The organism is Angustibacter sp. Root456, from assembly GCF_001426435.1.
Classification (GTDB): domain Bacteria; phylum Actinomycetota; class Actinomycetes; order Actinomycetales; family Angustibacteraceae; genus Angustibacter.
Window position 1 is genome coordinate 205,004 of the sequence record NZ_LMER01000015.1, and the last position, 20,553, is coordinate 225,556.

At 71.9% G+C, this 20,553-nt stretch carries 21 protein-coding genes and 1 tRNA gene; 4 read left to right on the forward strand and 18 right to left on the reverse strand.

Going from position 1 to position 20,553, the window contains the following annotated elements; genetic code table 11:
• Genes ASD06_RS08705 through ASD06_RS08730 form a run of 6 tightly spaced genes read right to left on the reverse strand, consistent with a single transcriptional unit; the run spans position 1 to position 5,829 of the window.
• Positions 1 to 1,005 carry an ABC transporter ATP-binding protein gene (locus tag ASD06_RS08705; RefSeq protein WP_056675826.1) on the reverse strand — a complete coding sequence of 335 codons (1,005 nt, stop codon included), beginning with the start codon at positions 1,003 to 1,005 and terminating at the stop codon, positions 1 to 3.
• Positions 998 to 1,966, reverse strand: a complete 969-nt coding sequence (locus tag ASD06_RS08710; RefSeq protein ID WP_056675830.1) for an ABC transporter ATP-binding protein — start codon at positions 1,964 to 1,966, stop codon at positions 998 to 1,000. The genes ASD06_RS08705 and ASD06_RS08710 overlap by 8 nt, the downstream gene beginning before the upstream one ends.
• Positions 1,963 to 2,820: an ABC transporter permease gene (locus ASD06_RS08715; protein WP_082537854.1), complete on the reverse strand. Its 858-nt coding sequence runs from the start codon at positions 2,818 to 2,820 to the stop codon at positions 1,963 to 1,965. The genes ASD06_RS08710 and ASD06_RS08715 overlap by 4 nt, the downstream gene beginning before the upstream one ends.
• Complete coding sequence (locus tag ASD06_RS08720; RefSeq protein ID WP_056675832.1) at positions 2,817 to 3,776, reverse strand: ABC transporter permease; 960 nt, start codon at positions 3,774 to 3,776, stop codon at positions 2,817 to 2,819. The genes ASD06_RS08715 and ASD06_RS08720 overlap by 4 nt, the downstream gene beginning before the upstream one ends.
• Positions 3,773 to 4,552: a FadR/GntR family transcriptional regulator gene (locus ASD06_RS08725; RefSeq protein ID WP_056675837.1), complete on the reverse strand. Its 780-nt coding sequence runs from the start codon at positions 4,550 to 4,552 to the stop codon at positions 3,773 to 3,775. Before ASD06_RS08725 ends, ASD06_RS08720 begins: the two co-directional genes overlap by 4 nt.
• A complete protein-coding gene (locus tag ASD06_RS08730) occupies positions 4,549 to 5,829 on the reverse strand; it encodes a M20/M25/M40 family metallo-hydrolase (protein ID WP_082537855.1) in 1,281 nt (426 codons plus the stop codon). The genes ASD06_RS08725 and ASD06_RS08730 overlap by 4 nt, the downstream gene beginning before the upstream one ends.
• Before the next feature lie 242 nt (positions 5,830 to 6,071).
• On the opposite strand from ASD06_RS08730, the gene ASD06_RS08735 reads away from it, so the two are divergent.
• Positions 6,072 to 7,646 carry a methyl-accepting chemotaxis protein gene (locus tag ASD06_RS08735; protein WP_056675843.1) on the forward strand — a complete coding sequence of 525 codons (1,575 nt, stop codon included), beginning with the start codon at positions 6,072 to 6,074 and terminating at the stop codon, positions 7,644 to 7,646.
• A gap of 68 nt (positions 7,647 to 7,714) precedes the next feature.
• On the opposite strand, the gene ASD06_RS08740 is transcribed toward ASD06_RS08735, so the two are convergent.
• The 11 genes from ASD06_RS08740 to ASD06_RS08790 all read right to left on the reverse strand — a co-directional run bounded on the left by ASD06_RS08740 (position 7,715) and on the right by ASD06_RS08790 (position 17,196).
• Positions 7,715 to 8,677: a biotin-dependent carboxyltransferase family protein gene (locus ASD06_RS08740; RefSeq protein ID WP_056675845.1), complete on the reverse strand. Its 963-nt coding sequence runs from the start codon at positions 8,675 to 8,677 to the stop codon at positions 7,715 to 7,717.
• Positions 8,667 to 9,560, reverse strand: coding sequence for an allophanate hydrolase subunit 1 (locus ASD06_RS08745; RefSeq protein ID WP_157371600.1), 894 nt, complete (start codon positions 9,558 to 9,560; stop codon positions 8,667 to 8,669). The genes ASD06_RS08740 and ASD06_RS08745 overlap by 11 nt, the downstream gene beginning before the upstream one ends.
• Positions 9,557 to 10,912, reverse strand: a complete 1,356-nt coding sequence (locus ASD06_RS08750; protein ID WP_056675848.1) for an acetyl/propionyl/methylcrotonyl-CoA carboxylase subunit alpha — start codon at positions 10,910 to 10,912, stop codon at positions 9,557 to 9,559. Before ASD06_RS08750 ends, ASD06_RS08745 begins: the two co-directional genes overlap by 4 nt.
• Positions 10,912 to 11,157, reverse strand: a complete 246-nt coding sequence (locus tag ASD06_RS08755) for an acetyl-CoA carboxylase (RefSeq protein WP_056675851.1) — start codon at positions 11,155 to 11,157, stop codon at positions 10,912 to 10,914. The genes ASD06_RS08750 and ASD06_RS08755 overlap by 1 nt, the downstream gene beginning before the upstream one ends.
• Positions 11,150 to 11,911: a 5-oxoprolinase subunit PxpA gene (gene pxpA / locus ASD06_RS08760; protein WP_157371601.1), complete on the reverse strand. Its 762-nt coding sequence runs from the start codon at positions 11,909 to 11,911 to the stop codon at positions 11,150 to 11,152. Before pxpA ends, ASD06_RS08755 begins: the two co-directional genes overlap by 8 nt.
• 29 nt (positions 11,912 to 11,940) lie before the next feature.
• Positions 11,941 to 12,270, reverse strand: a complete 330-nt coding sequence (locus tag ASD06_RS08765; protein WP_056675854.1) for a hypothetical protein — start codon at positions 12,268 to 12,270, stop codon at positions 11,941 to 11,943.
• 36 nt (positions 12,271 to 12,306) lie between these two features.
• Positions 12,307 to 13,047, reverse strand: a complete 741-nt coding sequence (locus tag ASD06_RS08770; protein ID WP_056675857.1) for an SDR family NAD(P)-dependent oxidoreductase — start codon at positions 13,045 to 13,047, stop codon at positions 12,307 to 12,309.
• Positions 13,044 to 13,820, reverse strand: coding sequence for an SDR family NAD(P)-dependent oxidoreductase (locus tag ASD06_RS08775; protein ID WP_056675860.1), 777 nt, complete (start codon positions 13,818 to 13,820; stop codon positions 13,044 to 13,046). Before ASD06_RS08775 ends, ASD06_RS08770 begins: the two co-directional genes overlap by 4 nt.
• Positions 13,821 to 13,902: 82 nt before the next feature.
• A complete protein-coding gene (locus ASD06_RS08780) occupies positions 13,903 to 15,267 on the reverse strand; it encodes an MFS transporter (protein WP_056675863.1) in 1,365 nt (454 codons plus the stop codon).
• Positions 15,264 to 16,154, reverse strand: a complete 891-nt coding sequence (locus ASD06_RS08785) for a polysaccharide deacetylase (protein ID WP_056675866.1) — start codon at positions 16,152 to 16,154, stop codon at positions 15,264 to 15,266. The genes ASD06_RS08780 and ASD06_RS08785 overlap by 4 nt, the downstream gene beginning before the upstream one ends.
• A 58-nt stretch (positions 16,155 to 16,212) precedes the next feature.
• Positions 16,213 to 17,196: an asparaginase gene (locus tag ASD06_RS08790; protein WP_056675869.1), complete on the reverse strand. Its 984-nt coding sequence runs from the start codon at positions 17,194 to 17,196 to the stop codon at positions 16,213 to 16,215.
• A gap of 142 nt (positions 17,197 to 17,338) precedes the next feature.
• Between ASD06_RS08790 and ASD06_RS08795 the strand changes: the two genes are divergently transcribed.
• Positions 17,339 to 18,394 carry a LacI family DNA-binding transcriptional regulator gene (locus ASD06_RS08795; protein WP_056675873.1) on the forward strand — a complete coding sequence of 352 codons (1,056 nt, stop codon included), beginning with the start codon at positions 17,339 to 17,341 and terminating at the stop codon, positions 18,392 to 18,394.
• Positions 18,395 to 18,566: 172 nt separating this feature from the next.
• Here the strand turns inward: ASD06_RS08795 and ASD06_RS08800 are convergent.
• A tRNA-Tyr gene (locus ASD06_RS08800) sits at positions 18,567 to 18,647 on the reverse strand.
• A 114-nt stretch (positions 18,648 to 18,761) separates the two neighbouring features.
• Between ASD06_RS08800 and ASD06_RS08805 the strand changes: the two genes are divergently transcribed.
• Both ASD06_RS08805 and ASD06_RS08810 read left to right on the forward strand, forming a co-directional pair.
• Positions 18,762 to 19,250, forward strand: a complete 489-nt coding sequence (locus tag ASD06_RS08805) for a YajQ family cyclic di-GMP-binding protein (RefSeq protein WP_056675876.1) — start codon at positions 18,762 to 18,764, stop codon at positions 19,248 to 19,250.
• Between the two features lie 5 nt (positions 19,251 to 19,255).
• A complete protein-coding gene (locus tag ASD06_RS08810) occupies positions 19,256 to 20,530 on the forward strand; it encodes an alpha-hydroxy-acid oxidizing protein (protein WP_235502271.1) in 1,275 nt (424 codons plus the stop codon).
• Positions 20,531 to 20,553: the final 23 nt, after the last annotated feature.

The following is a 20,553-nucleotide window of genomic DNA, read 5'->3' on the forward strand; positions in this document are numbered from 1 at the left end:
TCACGGCGCAGGACGGACGGGCAGTTGGGTGGTCGGGGCCGTCGCACGGACGGGGTTCCAGCAGGCGACCAGGTGGTGCGGCGCCTGAGGTTGGAGGGGCGGGTCGTCGCTGCTGCAGACGGGCAGCGCGGCGGGGCAGCGCGGGTGGAACCGGCAGCCCGAGGGCGGTGAGAGCGGGCTCGGGATCTCACCTCGTAGCGGCACGTGCTCGAGGCGGTGCGCAGGGTCAGGGCGTGGGATGGCGTCGCGCAGGGCCACGCTGTAGTGGTGCTGCGGTGCGGCGAAGAACGTCTCGGTGGGCGCCACCTCGGTGAGCCGGCCGAGGTACATGACGGCGGTGCGCTGGCACAGGTGCTCGACCACCGACAGGTCGTGGGTGATGAACAGCACCGAGACGCCGAGATCGGCCCGCAGTGACGCGAGCAGGTTGAGGATCTGCGCCTGCACGCTGACGTCGAGGGCCGAGACCGGTTCGTCGGCGACGATCAGCTCGGGCCGGCTGGCGAGCGCGGCAGCGATACCCACCCGCTGGCGCTGACCACCCGACAGCGAGGCCGGACGACGGTCGGCGTGCTCGCGCCGCAGGCCGACCCGCTCGAGCAGGTCGATCACCCGCGCGTCGCGATCGCGGTTCGACCCGATGCCGAACGCGTCGAGCGACTCGCGGATCGTGCGCCCGATGGTCCACCGCGGGTCGAGGCTGGCGTAGGGATCCTGGAACACCGGCTGCACGCGCCGCCGGTACTCGCGCAGGGCCGAGGGTCGCAGCCGCGTGACGTCCTCACCGTCGAACAGGATGCGTCCGGCGGTCGGGCGGGTGAGGCCCAGGACGCAGCGGGCCAGCGTCGACTTGCCGCTGCCGGACTCCCCCACCAGGCCGAGGATCTCGCCGCGGCCCATCGCCAGCGACACGTCGGCCACAGCCGAGACGGGGCGCGAGGAGAACAGGCCCGCGGGCACCGAGAACGTCTTGGTCAGGCCCTCGATCTGCAGCAGCTCACTCATCGCGGCCCTCCTCGACGGCCCAGCAGGCGACCTCGGTGCCACCCCTGCGCCGCAGCTGCGGCTTCTCGCGGCACCGGTCGTGGGCGAGCGGGCACCGGCTGAGGAAGCGGCAGCCGGGAAGGTCACCGGACAGGTCGGGCACCTGCCCCGGGATCACGGCCAGCTGGCCCGGCTGCGCCTCGGACGTCGGCAGGGCCGCGAGCAGGGCGCGGGTGTACGGGTGCTGCGGACTCGCGAAGAGCTCGGCCGTGGTGCCCTGCTCCACGAGCTGCCCGGCGTACATGACGGCGATCCGGTCGCACGTCTGCGCCACCACGCCCAGGTTGTGCGTGATGATGACGACCGCGGTGTCGTGCTCACGGGCCAGGCGCTGCATCAGCATGAGGATCTGCGCCTGGATGGTGACGTCGAGCGCGGTGGTGGGCTCGTCGGCCAGCAGCAGCGCGGGGTCGTTGGCGAGCGCGGCCGCGATGACGACGCGTTGGCGCATGCCGCCGCTGAAGCGGTGCGGCGGCGTGCCGAACCGGGCGGCGGCGTCCGGGATGCCGACCTGCGTCAGCAGGTCGACGGCTCGCTCGGTGGCGGCCTTGCGCCCGATGCGCTGGTGCGCGAGCACCGCCTCGCGCACCTGCGACCCGATGCTGAACGTCGGGTCGAGGCTCGTCGCGGGGTCCTGGAACACCATCGCCAGGGCGCGGCCGCGCAGCTCGCGCAGGCGCTGCGGCGAGGCGTTCGCGAGCTCCTCGCCGGCGACCGTGATCGAACCCGACACCTGCGCACCCTCGGGCAGCAGGCCCATGACGGCGTTCGCGAGCGTGGACTTGCCGCAGCCGCTCTCGCCCACCAGGCCGACGAGCTCGCCGCGCTCGATGCGCAGGCTCACGCCGTCGACGGCCGAGATGGCTCCCGAGGCGCTCGGGTAGTCGACGCGCAGGTTCGCGACCTCCAGGGCGGCGCTCATTCGGACAACCCGTGCGGGTCGAGGCGCGCACGCAGGGCGTCGCCGACGAGGATGAAGCCGAGCACGGCCAGGGCGAGCACGAGACCGGGGAAGACCTCGGCCCACGGCGCCTGCGTGAGGGTGTTGCGGCCGTCGGCCAGCATCAGCCCCAGCGACGGCGTCGGCGGTTGCGTGCCGAGACCCAGGAAGCTGAGCGCGGCCTCGATCTGCAGCGCGAAGCCGCCGAGGATCGACACCTGCACCAGCACCGGCCCGACGGCGTTGGGCACCAGGTGACCGGTGAGCACCCGCAGGTGGCCCGCTCCGCGCGCGCGAGCCCCTTCGACGTACGGCAGGGACGCCGTCTCCAGCGCGCTGCCGCGCATGACCCGGGCCAGGATGGGCAGGTAGATGAGTGCGATCGCGATGCCGGCGACCAGCGCGCCCGGCCCGAGGATCGTGATGAGCGCGACGGCGAGCAGCAGGGGCGGCAGCACCAGCAGCAGGTCGAGCGGCCGCGAGATCGCGGTGTCGACCCAGCGCCGGAAGTAGCCGGCGAGCGCACCCAGGGGGATGGCGAGGGACGCTGACAGGGCGACCGATCCCACCGCCACGGCGAGGCTGGTGCGCAGCGCGAAGACGGTGCGGCTCAGCACGTCGCGGCCGAGCGCGTCGGTGCCGAAGAGGTGCAGACCGCTGGGCGGCTGCATGATCTGGGCCGGGTCGACCGCCTCGGGGTCGTGCGGCGCCACGAGCGGCGCGAGGACGGCGAGCACGGCCATGACGCCGAGCAGGCCGAGTCCGACCCAGCCGGCACCCAGGCTGCGCCGACGCACCGGTGGTGTCGCGACGTCCGCGACCGTCGAGGCGCTCATGACTCCTGCCCGTCAGCGATCCGGGGGTCGACCCAGCCGGTGAGCAGGTCGGTGAGCACCGACACGAGCATGAAGAGCGCGGCGACGCACAGGATGCCGGCCTGCACCACGGGGTAGTTGCGCTGGTTGATGGCGGTCACGACCATCCGGCCCACACCGGGTAGCGCGAAGAGGCTCTCGACGACTATCGCGCCGCCGAGCAGCACGCCGAACTGGATCGCGGTGACCGTGATGATCGGGATCGCCGCGTTGCGCAGCGCGTGCCGCCAGACGACGCCGCGCCGGCTCACGCCCTTGGCCTCGAGGAACCGGATGAAGGGCCGCCGCAGCACCGACTCCATGGCACCGCGCGTGGTGCGCAGCAGGTACGCGCTCTCCCCCACCGCCAGCGTGAGCACCGGCAGGGCGAGGTAGCGCAGGTTGTCGCCGAGGGACTCGGAGAGCGGCGTGTACCCCGACGGCGGCAGCCAGCCGAGCACGGCGGCGAAGAGCAGCACCAGCATGATGCCGAGCCAGAAGTCGGGGATGCTGACGCCGGCGACGACGTAGCCGTCGGTGAGCCGGCGCACCCAGCGCGAGCCAGACGCCGCGAGCACACCGAGCGGCACTCCGACGAGCAGCGCGAGAGCGAGTGACAGCACCGTGAGCTCGAGGGTCACCGGGAACCGTTGCGCGAGAAGCTCGGAGATCGGCACGCGACTGACGTAGTCCTGGCCGAAGTCGCCGTGCAGGATGCCACCGACCCAGGAGAAGTACTGCTCCACCGCCGGTCGGTCGAGTCCGAGCTGGTGACGGATCACGACGACGTTCTCCGGGGTGGCGCGAAAGCCCAGCATCGAGCGCACAGGGTCGCCGGGGATGAGCCGCATGATGGCGAAGACGAAGACGCTCATCACCACGAGGGCGGGGATCGTGATGAGCAGCCGCCGCAGCACGAAGCGGCCGTAGGAGCTCATGAGCCGAGCTCCTTGCTCACCCGGCGCACGAGCTTGCGCAGCAACCGCTCGGTGAGTCCGAAGTGCTCCTGGGCCAGCCGGGCGGCCAGCTCGGCGTCGCCGTCCGCGATGGCGTCGACGAGCTGCTCGTGCTGCACGGCGGCCTTGTCCCGCACCGACGAGGTGTACGGCTCGGCGCCCAGCCCGAGGCTGACCCGCGAGCGGATCTGCACCGACAGCGCTGTCAGCACCGGGTTACCGGTCGCCTCGGCGACCGCCAGGTGCAGCTGCTGGTCGGCGACTCGGGAGGCGTCGCGGTCGGCCGCGCCGGTGTACGCCCGGTGGGCTGCGCGCATGCGGTCGATGTCGGAGGCGGTGCGACGCTCGGCGGCGACGCGCGCGATGGTGCCCTCGATGTGCAGGCGGGCGTCGAGCACCGCCTGGAAGCGCTCCCAGTTGGGCAGCAGGTAGCGGCGGATCATGTCGTGCGACTGCGGACCCCAGTCGGCGCGGACGAACGCACCGCCCTGGCGACCGCGGCGCACCTCGACGTACCCGGCGTCGGCGAGACGGTGGATCGCCTCGCGCACACCGGTTCTCGACACGCCGACCAGCTCGGAGAGCTCGCGCTCGCTCGGCAGCCGCTGGCCCGGGACGTAGACGCCGAGGGCGACCGCCGTGACCAGTCGCTCGGCGAGCTGCTCGCCGACGTTCTTGGTGGCCGGGCGCGGGCCCAGCAGCCCCTCGGCGCCGCCGTCCAGGACGCCCGCCAGGCTCAGCTCGATGAGGTCACTCACGTCCGGGCTCCTCCAGGCTCCTCGAACCAGTCCGCGACGAACCGACCGAGCGTGCGGGCACCCGCTGCGATCGAGGCGATCTCCACCGACTCGTCGATCCCGTGGATGTTGGCCGCCGTGGGCCCGAAGCAGATCGCCGGGGTGTCGAAGTACCGGATGTAGGTGCGGGCGTCGGTGGTGCTGCCGAGCGCGTAGGCCGCCGGCTCACGACCGTGGGCCGCCTGGTGGGCGCGGCGCAGCCGCACGGCCAGGTCGTGCTCGGCGTCGAGGTGGTACCCCGGGGCCCGGAACCCGCTGCTGCGCACCTGCGGCGGCTGCGGGAACCGGCCGCTGGCGGCGGCGCAGCGCGCGATGCGGGCGGCCACCTCGTGCTCGGCCTGCTCCGGCGTCCACGCGGTGGGGTAGGCCAGGCGAAGGCGAGCCGTGGCCTTGCCCGGCACGGACGACGGCCAGTCGCCGCCCGACACCACGCCGACGTTGAGGTTGTAGGGGCTCTCGACGTCGCGCAGCACCGGGTCGCGCTCGGCCGCTGACAGCTCGGCGGTCCAGCGGCGCAGGTCGGCGACGAGCTCCCACAGGAGGTCGAACGGGTTCACCGCGAGGTGCGCGGCCTCGGCGTGCGCGGAGCGGCCCACGACGGTGACGTCGACCCAGACGATGCCGACCCCGCCGAGCAGCAGGTCGAGCCCGGTCGGCTCGACGGCCACCACGGCGTCGGCGAGCACGCCCTGCCGAGCCGCTGACAGCGTGCCGTTGCCCGTGCACTCCTCCTCGACGGCGGCCAGGAACCCCAGCGACCACGTGCCGAAGTCGGGGACGACGTCGCGCAGCGCCCGCAGCGCCAGCGTGGCCATGGCGAAGCCGCACTTCATGTCCCCCGCGCCGCGACCGTACAGGCGGCCCTCGTCGCGGCGCGGTTCGAACGGGTCGGACGCCCACAGCTCGGGCGTGCTCGCCGGGACGACGTCGATGTGGCCGTGCAGCAGCAGGGACGACCGCAGCTCTCCGGTCAGCGAGGCGTAGGTGTTCTGGCGTGGGCCCGGCACGTCCTGCAGCACGCCAGCCCGCTCGTCGTCCGCGAGGCCGTCGTCGAAGGGCAGCACCGTCGTGGTGAAGCCGAGGTCAGCGAGCTCGGCCGCGAAGACCTCCTGGGCACCGACCTCGTGGCCGAGGTGGCTCGGCTGGCGCACCAGCGCCTCGAGGAAGTCGAGGGCGCGCGACTCGTGCCGCGTCACCGCGCGGTCGAACGCCTCGGAGTCCATCGTCGTCCCGTTCATTTGGGTAATGGGCTAGCCCATTGACTATAAGAGCGCGCGAGGTGGTGGCACAAGAGGTGTCGCCGACCTGACCGAGCTCATCGGGTGGCGCGCACTGGGACGAACCGCTCACCGGGCACCAGATCGGCGCACCGCCCGCGCCGCCGAGGCGATACGTGATCTGGGCCATGTTTCTTGACTGGCCCCGGGCGCTGCCGATGAGAAGGGCGAACGACTCGATTCCCCTGACCGGAGCACCCTCTATGAAGCGCCTCACCACGCTGTCCATCCACGCCCGCCTCGTCGCGATCGTCGCGCTCTTCGCCGTCGGCGTCGGTGTGCTCGCGCTCGTCGCCTCGTCGAAGATGACGTCGCGCATCATGACCGAGCGCAAGACCGCCACCCGGGGCGTCGTCGAGACGGCGCTCGGGGTCGTCACGTACTACGGCGACCGCGTGACGTCCGGTGAGCTGACGAAGGAGCAGGCGCAGCAGGCCGCTCTGGCCACCCTCAGCGGGCTGCGTTACTCGGGCAAGGAGTACTTCTGGGTCAACGACATGCACCCGACGATGCTCATGCACCCCATGAAGCCAGAGCTGGTGGGCAAGGACCTCACCGACAACGTCGACCCCGACGGCAAGCACCTGTTCGTGGAGTTCACCAAGGTCGTGCAGGCCAAGGGCTCCGGCTTCGTCGACTACCAGTGGCCGAAGCCGGGCTTCAAGGACCCGCAGCCCAAGGTGTCGTACGTCGCGGGCTACGCCCCGTGGGGCTGGGTGGTCGGTTCGGGCATCTACGTCGACGACGTCCGGTCGGTCGCCTGGCACGAGACCCTCAAGCTCCTGCTGAGCGGGCTCGGTGTCCTGGTGCTCGTCGGCGGTGCCGCCCTGCTCATCGGTCGCACGATCGTGCGCCCGATCCGGTCGGCCACGCGCGTGCTCGCGAGCGGTGACCTCACCACGCGCCTGCACGAGGGACGGGGCCGCACCGAGCTCGAGCAGCTCGCCGTCGCGCTCAACGCCACGCTCGACCGGTCGGCCGCCGTCGCCGCCGACGTCGGCGCCGCCGTCACCGAGCTGGACGACGCCGCGCACGCCCTCGTCAGCACCAGCGATGACATCTCCGCGGCCGCGGAGCGCTCGGCGCAGCAGACCGAGACGGCCGTGGCGTCGGCCCAGGCGGTGAGCACGGGCATCGACCAGGTGGCCTCCGGCACCCACCAGATGGGCGCGTCGATCACCGAGATCGCGCAGAACGCCCACGCCGTGGCCAAGATCGCGAGCGAGGCGGTGCAGCTGGCCGAGGGCAGCAACCACACGGTGGCGGCGCTGGGCGAGTCGTCGGCCCAGATCAGCAGCGTCGTCAAGGTGATCACGACGATCGCCGAGCAGACCAACCTGCTGGCCCTCAACGCCACCATCGAGGCAGCCCGCGCCGGCGAGGCCGGCAAGGGCTTCGCCGTCGTGGCCGGCGAGGTGAAGGAGCTCGCGCAGGAGACGGCGCGCGCCACCGGCGACATCTCGGCCCGCGTGGAGTCGATCCAGGGCGCGGTGTCGCAGGCCGCCGACCAGATCGCCCAGATCGGCGAGATCATCGGCCGGATCAACGACTTCCAGGCCACGATCGCCGGGGCCGTCGAGGAGCAGACGGCCACGACCTCGCTCATGGCGGCCAGCCTGACCCAGGCGGCCGACGGCGGCCGCGAGGTCACCGTGACGCTCGAGGGCGTCGACGCGGCGTCCCGGCACACGACGGCGGAGCTCGCCCGCATCCGCGAGGCCGCCCACGCGCTGGCCGAGACCTCGCAGCGGCTGCGCGACGCCGTGCGGGTGGGGTGACCAGGTAGTCCCGCAGCCGATCCAGCAGACGAGCCCGACGGGGCGGCCGCAGCGCGGCCGCCCCGTCGTCACTGCAGCGCCGATCGCAGCTGCTGCTGCACCTGCCGGGCGGCCTCCCGCGCCTCGACCGCGGCGTCCAGCGACACCGGGACGAAGCGCGTCTGGGTGCCGGGCGCGCACTGCGCGACGAGGTCGAGGTCGGCGCTGATCACCGTGGCGACCATGGCGTACCCGCCTCCTGACACCGCGTCGCGGTGCAGCACGATCGGCTCGACGCCGCCGGGCACCTGGATCGAGCCGATGGGGTAGCCGGCGTCGACGATGTTCGACGGGTCGGAGCCGGCGCCGAACGGCTGCTCGCGGTCGACCCACTCCAGCTCCGGTCCGGTGTAGCGCAGGCCCATGCGGTCGGCGACCGGGCTGACGGCCCAGGTCGAGTCGAGGAAGCGGTCGAGCCCGGCCGCCGTCAGCCGGTAGTCGTACAGCCCGAGCGCCACTCGCACGTCCACCTCGCGCGACAGGGCGGGGCGCAGGTGATCGGGGACGACGCGGCCGGGCGTGCCCCCTGCACCGTGCGCCAGGACGTCCCCGGCCTGCAGCGCGCGGCCCTGGAAACCGCCGAAGCCTCCGACGGCGTAGGTCGACCGGCTGCCCAGCACGGCGGGGACGTCGATCCCGCCGCCGACCGCCAGGTAGATCCGCGCTCCCTGCTGCAGGTACCCGAACGTCAGCTCGTCCCCGGTCGCGACCGCCAGCGACTCCCACTGGGGCACGACGTCGCCGTTCAGCCGGGCCTCCATCGCCGCGCCCGTCACCGCGATGACGGCCGGCTCGGTGAACCTCAGCTGCGGGCCGAGGTACGCGGCCTCGATCACCGGGGCGTCCGGGCCGTTGCCCACCAACAGGTTCGCCGCGAGCGCCGACTGCAGGTCGAGGGCACCCGACGGCGGGATGCCCACGTCGTAGTAGCCGGGCCGCCCGCGGTCCTGCACGCTGCAGCCGAGTCCCGGCGAGATGACCTCAATGGACATTCAGTGCCTCCAGGAGACCTGCGTTGTAGCGGTCGGGGTCGGCGAGGAAGTCCTCCAGGGTGAACTTCACGGGCGCCGTCCGGAACCGGTAGGTGCCGGCCTCGACCTCCGCCTGGATGCCGCGGTACTCGGCCTCGTCGATGGGACGGAACTTCACGATGTCCCCAGGGCGGAAGAACACCATGAAGTCCGCGAAGTCGGGCAGCCGCTGCTCGGGGTCGAAGATCGGCGCCGGGGTGAGACCGAACATCTGGTAGCCGCCCGCCCCGCGCACCGAGTAGATGCACGAGAAGCAGCCGCCGTAGCCGACGGTCAGGGCCGGTGTGTCGGTGCGCGGCCGGATGTACTTCGGCACCTGGAGCTGCCGCTCCTGCTCGACCATCTGGAACATGAACGGCAGTCCGGCGACGAACCCCACCATGGACGTGATCCACGGCAAGCCGGAGTGCGCCTCGATGAACGCCTCCACCGAGTCCAGCCCGTTGGCGATCGCCGCGAACTCCAGGTCGTTGCCCTCCGGCCGCTGGTGACGGTCGCGGAAGCGGGCTCCGGTCTCGTTCGTGTACGGGTCGTCGTACCAGACCGGCACCTCGATGATGCGCGTGTCGAGCCCCAGCCGTGGCGCCTCGGTGACGCCGACCTCGATGCGCCGGACGACGGCCTCGAGCTGACGGGGATGGATCACGTCGGGGTCGAAGCGGATCAGCAAGGACGCGTTGCCCGGACAGATGTCGACCACGCCGTCGAGGCCTTCGTCGGCGAGGGCCTTGCTCATCGCCATGGCGGTGAAGTTGGCCTCCAGGCTCATCGCCTCGGCGATCTGCACCACGAGGTGCTCGTCGCCACCCCAGGAGTAGCGGGGGTTCGCCACGGCGGCGCTCACACCGCCACCTCCTCTCGCGCCATCCACTCCTCCAGGAACCGGGTGTGGTGGTCGCTGCTGCGGAACTCGGGCAGGTCGACGACGTCGCGCAGGAAGCCGACGGTGGTGGCCACGCCCTCCACCTCCACCTCGGCGAGCGCGCGGCGCAGCCGGGAGATCGCTTCGTCGCGCGTCGCCCCCCACACGATCACCTTGGCGAGCAGCGAGTCGTAGAACGGCGGCACCTGACCGCCCTCCTCGTACCCCGAGTCGACGCGGACGAAGGGGCCGCCGGGGAGGCGAAAGCGCGTGAGCGGTCCCGGGCTGGGCATGAACCCCGTCGCGGGGTCCTCGGCGTTCAGCCGCACCTCGATGGCGTGCCCGCGCGGTGGGTGCTGGTCCTGGAACCGTGACAGCGCCTGCCCACGAGCGACCAGCAGCTGCTCCTGCACGAGGTCGAAACCCCACACCATCTCGGTGACGGGGTGCTCCACCTGGATGCGGGTGTTCATCTCGATGAACGCGAAGTCCTTCCGCTCGGCGTCGTAGAGGAACTCCACCGTGCCCGCGCCGCGGTACGACACCGCGCTCGCCAGCCGCACCGCGGCATCCGTCATGGCGCGTTCGACGTCGGCGGGCAGGCCGAGGTCGCCGGCTTCCTCGACGACCTTCTGCCGGCGGCGCTGCATCGAGCAGTCGCGTGTGCCCATGTGGATCACGTCGGTGCCGTCGCCGAACACCTGCACCTCGATGTGCCGGGCCCGGGGGACGAAGCGCTCGAGGTACACCTCGGCGCTGCCGAACGCCGCCCGCGCCTCGGCCTGCGCCACGGGCAGCTGGGAGCGCAGCTCGTCGTCGGAGCCCACGACGCGGATGCCTCGGCCACCGCCGCCCGCCGCGGCCTTGATGGCCACCGGGTAACCGACGTCGGCCGCCACGCGCTGGGCGGCCGCGAGGTCCACCACCGCACCGTCCGACCCGGCGATCGTCGGGACGCCGGCCTGCTGGGCGCTGGCCCGAGCACGTGCCTTGTCGCCCATGAGCCGGATCGCCTCGGGCGAGGGACCGACCCAGGTCATCCCCGCACCGATGACGCGCTCGGCGAAGTCGGCGTTCTCCGACAGGAAGCCGTACCCGGGGTGCACGGCGTCGGCACCGCACCCCTTCGCCGCCGCGACGACGGCGTCGACGTCGAGGTAGCTCTGGCCGGCGGGTGCGGGGCCGACCACCACGTGCTCGTCGGCGTAGCGCACGTGCACCGCGTCGACGTCCGCCTCGCTGCACACCGCGACCGTGGAGATACCGAGCTCGCGCGCCGCCCTGGCGACGCGCACGGCGATCTCACCGCGGTTGGCGATGAAGAGCTTTCGCATCAGGCGACCTCGATGGTGGCGACCGGCTCGCCCGGCGACAGCACCTGCTCGGCCTCGACCACGAACGACACGAGTGTTCCGTCGGCCCCGGCCTTCACCTCGGCGAACTGCTTCATCACCTCGACCAGGCCGATCGTCTGGTCCGCCGTCACCTGCTCACCCGGCTCGACGTACGGGTCGGCGTCGGGTGAGGGCCTGCGGTAGAAGACCCCGGGGAGCGGAGAGTGGACGACGTGCTCAGCCATGCTGACTTCCCTTCTCGGTGACGTCCGTGTCGGCGGACTCGATGACGTCGCGCACCGCCGCCGCCACCGCGACGGCGGTGGCGGTGTCGGAGTGGACGCAGATGCTCGTGAAGCTCACCGGGATGCGTTCGCCGGTGTCGGCCTCGGCGACGCCCTCCCGCAGCGCCCGCACGGCCCGCTGGGCCGCGAGCTCCGGCGCCGTCGCGTGCGGTCGGCGAGCGATGATGAGGCTGCCGTCGGCGCGGTAGCCCAGGTCGACGTAGAACTCGGCGACGAACGGCACGTCGCGCCGCTGCGCGACCCGCTCGTGCGCCGTCCCCGTCATGCCGTACACCGGGACGCCGTAGTGGACGGCGACGTCGCACAGCGCGTCCATCAGCTCTTCGTCGCGAGCGACCATGCCGTAGAGCGAGCCGTGCGGCTTGATGTGGTCGAGCGGCACTCCCTCGATGTCGCAGAACGCCTTCAGTGCACCGACCTGGTAGAGCACGAGGTCGCGCACCTCCTCGGGGAACAGCTTCATCTCGCGCCGCCCGAAGCCCACGGCGTCCGGCAGGCCGGGGTGCGCCCCCACCGTCACACCTGCGGCCGCAGCCTTGGCGACGGTCTCGTGGATACCCACCGGATCGCCGGCGTGGAATCCGCACGCGATGTTCGCGGTGTCGATGTGGGGCAGCAGGGCGTCGTCGTTGCCGAACGAGTGGATCCCGAAGGACTCCCCCATGTCGGAGTTGATCGTGACCTTCACCGTCATGCACTCACCCTCTTCGTCATGTCGCCGTCTCACTCGGTTCGTTGTGTCGCAACGCCTCTCGCGCTGACGTGCCGGGCGGCGTCCAACACCGCGAGCACCACCGGGGAGCGGCTCGCGTCACCCGGGTCGGCCAGGTGGGCCTCGTCGATCGGCCGGACGGCCACGAGCCGGCGCCACACGTCGGTCACCGTGTCGGCGAGCGCGGCGGCTCCGGTGCCCGAGCGCACCACCCACGGGCCGCTGCCGACGTCGACGCGAGCCGGGTGGCCGGCGCGCCGCAGCACGTCGTTGACCGTGCGCGTCGCCTCCCACCGGGCCCGGCGCGTGGCCAGCACACCGGACCACGGGTCGGTCGCCACCTTCCTGCTGCAGGCCCCGCACATGGTGGATCCCCCTTACGGCATCACGTCGCCGGAGTTCGGGCCGAGCGTCTGCCCGACGTACAGGTCGCCGCCCGGTGAGCTGGCCAGCAGCACCGCCGTGGGTGCCACCTCGGCCGGCGTGCCGAACCGCCCGAGCGGCAGCTCGGCCCGCTTGGCCTGCTTCCAGTCCTCGGAGATGCCGTCGACGAGTGGCGTCTCGATGGGTCCGGGGGCGATCGCGTTGACCAGGACGCCGTCGCGCGCCACCTCCAGCGCCAGGGACTTGGTGAGGCCGATGACGCCGGCCTTGGCGGCGCTGTAGTGCGTCAGCGACGTGCCACCCTTGAGCGCGAGCTGCGAGGCGATGTTGATGACCCGCCCGAACCCGCGGGCCACCATGCCGGGCACGACGTGGCGGCACAGGAGGAACACGCCGGTGAGGTCGACGTCGATCGTCTGCTGCCACTGGGCCAGCGACATCTCGACCAGCGGCGACTGCGTGAGGATGCCCGCGGAGTTCACGAGGACGTCGATGCGGCCCAGCTGCTCTTCCGCCTCGGCCACCGCGCGCACCACCGCCTGCTCGTCGGTGACGTCGGCCGCGACCGCTCCGCGCGCGCCCAGGGCCTCGGCTGCCTCCTGGCTCACCGCTGGATCGCGGTCGAGCACCACGACCTGCGCGCCGCTGTCGACGAACGCCGCCGCGATCGCCCGCCCGATACCGCTGGCCCCTCCGGTGACCAGTGCGGTCTGCCCGCTCAGGACGCCGCTCATGCGCGCATCTTCACGATGAGGCCGCCGTCGACGACGAGCTCCTGGCCCGTGACGTACCGCGAGTCGTTCGAGGTGAGGAACCAGATGACGTCGGCGACCTCCTCGGGGCGTCCCACGCGACCCCACGGGATGTCGTCGCCGGCCCGCTCGAGACCCTCGGGCCCCAAGGAGTTGACCGGGTCGGACGACTGCGGCGTCTCGATGAGGCCCGGGATCACGGCGTTGACGCGGATGCCGCGCGGAGCCAGCTCGACGGCCAGGCTGCGGCAGATGCCGAGCACACCGGCCTTGGCGGCCGCGTAGTGCGCGTGGTCCTCCCAGCCGTACACGCCACCGGCGATCGACGACACAGCGACCATCGCACCGCCCTCCCCGAGGTACGGCGAGCACGACCGGAAGGTACGCAGCACGCCGGTGAGGTCGACCGAGAGCATGTCGTCCCAAGCGTCGTCCGTGAGCTCGGCGAGGGGGGCCCGGCGCAGGATGCCGGCGTTGGCGACGACCTTGTCGATGCGTCCGAACGTCTCGTGGGCCCGGCGGGCGAGCTCGTCGACCTGCCCGGCGTCGCGGACGTCGACGTCGACCACCAGGCCGGTACCGCCCTCGGCCTCGACCTGGCGCAGCGTCTCGTGCGGGTCGTGCGGGTCGCCGGGGTAGCTGCCGATGACGACGTTGACGCGCTCGCGCGCGTACCGCACGGCGAGCGCCCGACCGATGCCGCTCGCGGCGCCCGTGATGACGGCGACCTGCTGGCCGCTGGTGCTGCCTGGCATGTGATGCACCCTTCGTGGGGGTCGTGGCGGAGGGGGCGCGGCAGGCGCGCCCCCTCCGCTCGACGGCGGTGAGCGACCGGACTCAGTGCTCGAGCTGCGGCACCGACTTGGCGAACAGCATCAGGACGCCGGACAGGAAGGTGCCGAGCGCCCCGACCCAGAGCGCGGCCGGGCCCGTGCCCCACGCCGCCGCAACGGCCGTGAAGAGAAAACCACCCAGGATCGTGCCGGGCTGGCTCATGGCGCCGATGATCACGGTGCCGGTACCGCGGCAGTCGGTCGGGTAGCACTCACCCATGTAGAACATGATCGCGGCGTACGGGCCGACCAGGAAGAACAGCCCGATGGCGTAGGTGGCGACGATGAGCGCCGCGGTGTCGACGACCGGCGAGAGCATGGCCGCGAAGGCCACTCCCGAGATCATCCAGCCGATGACGATGGTCTTCTTGCGGCCGATGCGGTCGCCGAGCCAGCCGTGGAAGACGTAGCCGAAGTACGCGCCCAGGTTGATGACGATCAGCATCCAGAACGCCGTGCTGAGCTCGACGCCCTTGGCGTTGGCCAGCACCGAGCTGCCCAGGACGCTGAAGATGTTGATACCGAAGAAGTTGATGATCCACGCCAGCGACAGCACGATCGTGTTGCGGCGCAGCTCGGGCTGCATGATGCGCGCGATCGGCGCGCTCTCGGTGTGCTCGACACCGTACTCCGCGGCCAGGCGCTCGGCCTCGGCGGACTTGCCCTCCTTCTTCAGCCGCGTCAGGCGCTGGTGCAGCTCGAACTGCGGCGTCTCACGCAGCTTCTTGCTGATCACGATGATGAGCACCACCGCTGGCAGCGTCGCGACGAGGTACATCGCGCGCCAGCCCAGGCGGTCGAGCAGCACGAGTGCGAGGGCGCTCGACAGCAGGAAGCCCAGCGGCCAGCCGCCCTGCACGATGCCGTACCAGAAGCCGCGACGCTCGCGCTTCTTCTCGTCCTCGGTGATCGCGAAGACCTCGTTGAGGTAGGTCGCGTTCACCGACTGCTCGGAGAACCCGAGGCCGCCGAGCGAGCGGACGGCGACGATCGCGGTGTTGCTGACGGCACCGAGCCGCGCGGGGATGATCGCGGTCAGCACCGACGCGACCGCAGTGCCGCCGATCGTCAGCATCATGCCGCGGCGGCGGCCGAGCCGGTCGATCACCGGGCCGACGCCGAACGCGACGATCGCCGTGCCGACGGCGATGAGGGTGTTGACCAGGTAGGCGGTCGACTCCGACCAGCCGAAGTCGTCCTGCATCGCCGGCAGCAGTGTGCCGAACAGGCCGTAGTCGAAGACGGCCACGGTCCAGGCGAGCAGCGCCAGCACCATGGCGGTGTTGGTCTGCTTGCGCGTGAAGTGGGGGAAGCGCGCCCGCTGGCGGGCGGACTCCTCCCCCTCGAGAGGCGTGGCGAGGTCACTCATGCGCTGTCTCCGTTGCGGGGGTGGCGGGCGGCGAAGTCGTCCGCGATCTGGTCGAAGGTGGCCCACCGGACACCCTCGTGCTGGTTGATGTGCTCGATCAGGCGCTCGAGCATCAGGAGAACCTGCGGACGCCCCGAGACGTCCGGGTGGATCGTGAAGGTGACGACGCCGTAGTCCATCTCGCGGTAGACCCAGTCGAACTGGTCGCGCCACATCTCCTCGAGCTGGCGAGGGTTGACGAAGCCGTGGCTGTTGGGACTGGACTTGATGAACATCATCGGCGGCAGGTCGTCGAGGTACCAGTTCGCCGGGATCTCGATGAGGTCGGTCTCCTCACCACGCACCAGCGGCTTCATCCAGTCGTCGGCCGAGGCGGAGTAGTCGATCTTCGTCCAGCTGTCTCCGACCCGGACGCGGTACGGCGTGAAGTCCCTGTGCATCAACGAGTGGTCGTACTTGATGCCACGCTCGAGCAGCAGCTCGTTCGTGACGTTGGAGAACTCCCACCAGGGCGCCACGTAGCCGGTCGGGCGGCGTCCGGTGACGTTCTGGATGAGGTCGATGCAGCGGTCGAGCACCGCCGTCTCCTGCTCACGGCTCATCGCGATGGGGTTCTCGTGGCTGTAGCCGTGCACCCCGATCTCGTGCCCGGCGTCGACGATCTGCTGGAACTGCTGGGGGAACGTCTCGATGGAGTGCCCCGGCACGAACCACGTGCTCGGCAGGTCGTACTTCTTGAACAGGTTCAGCAGACGGGGGGTCCCCACCTCACCGGCGAACATCCCTCGCGAGATGTCGTCGGGTGAGTCCTCACCGCCGTAGGAACCCAACCATCCGGCGACCGCGTCAACGTCGACGCCGAACGCACAGAGAATTTCCTTCGGCAAGGCAATCTCCTCTTCTTCTGGCTCAGCTGCGGCAGCCGAGGCGGTGTGACACGGGGAGTCAGCTGGACAGGTGGTCGTGCAGGGCGACGCGCGCCTTGTCGGGGTCGGCGTGCACCCCCAGCAGTGCGGCGAGCAGGACGCGCGCCTGGCCCGGACGCAGCAGCCCCATGGGCACCGCGCCGGCGCCGAGCAGGTCGGCGCCCCCGCCGTCGCCGTAGATCGAGGCGACGGGGCCGCAGGCGACGCGGGTCGACGTCGCGACGACCACGCCCTGCGCCGTCAGCTCCTCGACCGTGGCGCAGATGTCGGGGTTCGCGTTGCCGGCGCCGGTGGCCTCGAGCACGATGCCGCGGGCTCCGGCCGCCGCCAGGGCGCGCAGCGCCGTCGCGTCCGCTCCGGGGTAGCACGCCGCGATGTCGACGCGGGCCCGCGCGGCGTCGAAGTCCGCCACCGGCAGCACGCGCCGGGGCCCACGGCGCCGCGACAGGCTCACCGAGTCGCCGTACACCCAGCCGAGCGGGCCGTGGTCGGGCGCACCGAACGCGTGCGAGGCGAGCGTCTGGACCTTGCGGACGCCAGCGGCGGCGAAGACGGCGCCGTCGAAGACCACGACCGTCCCGAGCCCTTGTGCCGCAGGCTCTGCAGCGACCCTGATGGCGTCGGCGAGGTTGCGCGGGCCGTCGGTGTCGGGCGCGTCGGCGGGCCGCTGCGCGCCCGTGACGACGACCGGCCGGTCGGAGCCGACGAACAGGTCGAGGAAGAACGCCGTCTCCTCGATCGTGTCGGTGCCGTGGGTGACGACCAGGCCCGTGACCGCCGGGTCGGTGAGCACGCGCTGGGCCTGCCCGGCCAGCTCGTGCATGCGCTCGAGCGTCATGAGGTAGCTGCCGACGCGGAAGACGTCGCGCACGGTGACGTCGACGTCGAGCCGGCCCAGCCGCTCGAGCAGCTCGGCGCCCGACGCGCTCGCCACCGTGCTGCCCTGAGCGTTGGTGCGGCTCGCGATCGTCCCGCCCGTGGCGAGCACCGTCACTGCGCGCACTGACCGACCTCCCGGTACTGGGGTTCGCCCTACCGTTAGCGCTAACGTTTGCGCCGAACGATTGCGCAGATTCAATCCGGCGTGGGTCGCAGCCGTCAAGGGTCTTGATGGAAAAATGTCGACCAGACGAGAGGGCGGGTGCATGACCATTCGGGGCGAAGAGGGCCGGCTGCCCTACGTCGACGCGTCGGGGCGGGCGACGCTGCGCACCGTCGCCGAGCTCGCCGGCGTCCACGTCTCGACCGTCTCGCGCGTGCTCAACGGCAGCACCGGCACGGGCGTACGCACCGCCGGCGCGTCCACCACCGAGCGGATCCGGCGCATCGCCCTCGAGGTCGGCTACCAGCCCAACCCCCACGCGACGGGGCTGCGGACCCGCCGCAGCCAGCTCATCGGCGTCCTGGTGCCCCGCCTCGTCGACATCGTGCTCGCCACGATCTACGAGGGGGTCGAGGAGGCCGCGGCGTCGTTCGGGTTCTCCGCCTTCGTCGCCAACACCGGTGACGACCCCGTGGCCCAGCGGCTGCGCACGCAGATGGTGCTCGCCCGTCGCGTCGACGCGATGATCTTCGGTGACGCCTACATCGACGGCACCTTCCTCGACGACGTCGCGCACCAGGGCGTGCCGTTCGTGCTCGTCTCGCGCCGCGCGTCGCACCACCCGTCGGTGACGTGCGACGACTACGAGGGCGGCCGGCTCGCGGCCCAGCACCTGCTCGAGCTGGGCCACCGCAACGTCGCGGTGATCGCCGGCGAGCCCTACGCCAGCACCGGAATCGACCGCACCGCAGGCTTCGTCGACACCTTCGCCGAGGCCGGCATCACCATCGCGCGCTCGAAGGTCGTGCACTCGCACTTCGACACGCCCGGTGGCCGGGACGCCATGCAGCAGATCCTGGCCTCACGTCGGCGGCCCACAGCGGTGTTCGCCACCAACGACTTCGCGGCGATCGGCGCCATGGGCGCCCTGCGCGAGGCCGGCCTGCAGGTGGGCACCGACGTCGCGGTCGTGGGCTACAACGACGTCCCGCTCGCCGGGTCGCTGCCGGTGCCACTCACCACCGTGCGATCGCCGATGCACGACATGGGCGTCAAGGCGGTGCACCTGCTCATGAAGCGACTGGGCGGCGAGGAGGTCGAGTCCGAACGGCTGACGCCGCTGCTCGTCGTGCGCGAATCCTCGCAGCCGAACCCGTAGGGCGAGTCGGGCTCAGCCGACGGCGGGCACCGACCGCCACGGCGCGAGCTGACCTCTGGCCACACCTGGGTCAGCGACCTGACCCCTGGGCACTCCGAGAGCGCGGGACGCCGCGGCGTCCCGCAACGCACGCGACCCCCACCAGAGGTGGGGGTCGGGTGCGTCCAGCGAGTGGCAGGTGAAGGATTCGAACCTTCGAAGCTTTCGCGACGGATTTACAGTCCGCTCCCATTGGCCGCTCGGGCAACCTGCCGTGCCGGGCGCGAGCACCGAAGTGCCCCCGGGTTCCGGCGGATGGAAGGATAGCAAGGACGCCCTGCCGATCCGAAACCCGATCCCCCACCAGCCGTCCCACCAGGAGGACACCATGGCCGACTCCTCGTTCGACGTCGTCAGCAAGGTCGACCGCCAGGAGGTCGACAACGCGCTCAACCAGGCCGCCAAGGAGGTCGCGCAGCGCTACGACTTCAAGGGCACCGACGCCTCGGTGGGCTGGAGCGGCGAGATGATCCTCATCAAGGCCAACAGCGAGGAGCGCGCAAAGGCCGTGCTCGACGTCCTGCAGTCCAAGCTCGTGCACCGGGGCGTGTCGCTGAAGGCGCTCGACTCCAGCGAGCCCAAGGCCTCCGGCAAGGAGTTCCGCATCGAGTCCACCCTCAAGGAGGGGCTCAGCCAGGAGAGCGCGAAGAAGATCTCCAAGCTGATCCGCGACGAGGGGCCGAAGTCGGTGAAGGCGCACATCCAGGGCGACGAGCTGCGCGTCACGAGCAAGTCGCGTGACGACCTGCAGGCCGTGCAGCGCATGCTCAAGGAGTCCGACCTCGACGTCGCGTTGCAGTTCACCAACTACCGCTGACGGCCGTGGCCAGCGTCGGCCGGGCCGTGCAGGCGGCCATCTACCGCGCCGGGGTGTACGGGCGGCGCCCGGTGGCGCCGACGTCCGGGGCTGCGCTCGAGGCGGCGGCCGAGCAGCGGATGTCGCGGCGGGCCTTCGCCTACGTCGCCGGCTCGGCCGGCCAGGAGCGGACGGCGCGGGCCAACCTCGCGGCCTTCGACCACTGGGCGATCGTGCCGCGCATGCTGCGGGACGTCTCAGCGCCCGACACCTCGACCGACCTGTTCGGTCGCCGGCTCCCGGCGCCGCTGCTGCTCTGCCCCATCGGCGTGCTGGAGCTCGCGCACCGTGGCGCCGACTTCGCGGTGGCCCGCGCGGCCGCCCGGCTCGGGCTGGCGATGGTGCAGTCGAGCCAAGCGTCGCACTCGATGGAGGACGTCGCCGCCGCGGCGAGCGGGCCGCGCTGGTTCCAGCTCTACTGGAGCAACCGCGACGAGCTGGCCGACAGCTTCGTCCGGCGCGCGGAGGCGTCCGGGTGCGAGGCGCTCGTCGTCACGCTCGACACCCACACGCTCGGGTGGCGTCCGCGTGACCTCGACCTGGGGTACCTGCCGTTCGCGCACGGCCTCGGCATCGCGCAGTACACCGCCGACCCGGTGTTCGCCGAGCTGGTGCGCGAGCGGGTGAGGGCGGGGTCGGCGTCCGGGGGGAAGCGCGAGCGGCCCACCCCCGCGGCCGTCGCGGCGCTGCTGTCGATGGCGCGCCACCACCCCGGCAGCACGCGGGCGAACCTGCGCTCGCCGCTGCCGCGGGCGGCGGTCGAGACCTTCCTCGAGGTGTTCTCGCGGCCGAGCCTCACGTGGGACGAGCTGGCCTGGCTGCGCGAGCGCACGCGGCTGCCCATCGTGCTCAAGGGCATCCAGCACGCCGACGACGCCTCGCGAGCGCTGGACGCCGGCGTCGACGGCGTGTGGGTGTCGAACCACGGCGGACGCCAGGTCGACGGCGCGCTCGCGTCCCTCGCCGCGCTGCCCGGCGTCGTCGAGCGGGTGGCCGGGCGGGTGCCGGTGATCTTCGACAGCGGCGTGCGCTCGGGAGCCGACGCCCTTGTCGCCCTCGCGCTGGGCGCCGACGCCGTCGGGATCGGGCGACCGTGGGCCTACGGCCTGGCACTGGCGGGTGAGGCCGGCGTCACCGCCGTCCTCGAGCACGTCGTGGCCGAGCTGGAGCTCACGATGGGGTTGGCCGGGTGCGCGTCCCTCGCCGAGCTCGACCGTGGCGTGCTGGTGCCACGCGCCTGACCCAGCGCCCTCTCCCCGTTGAT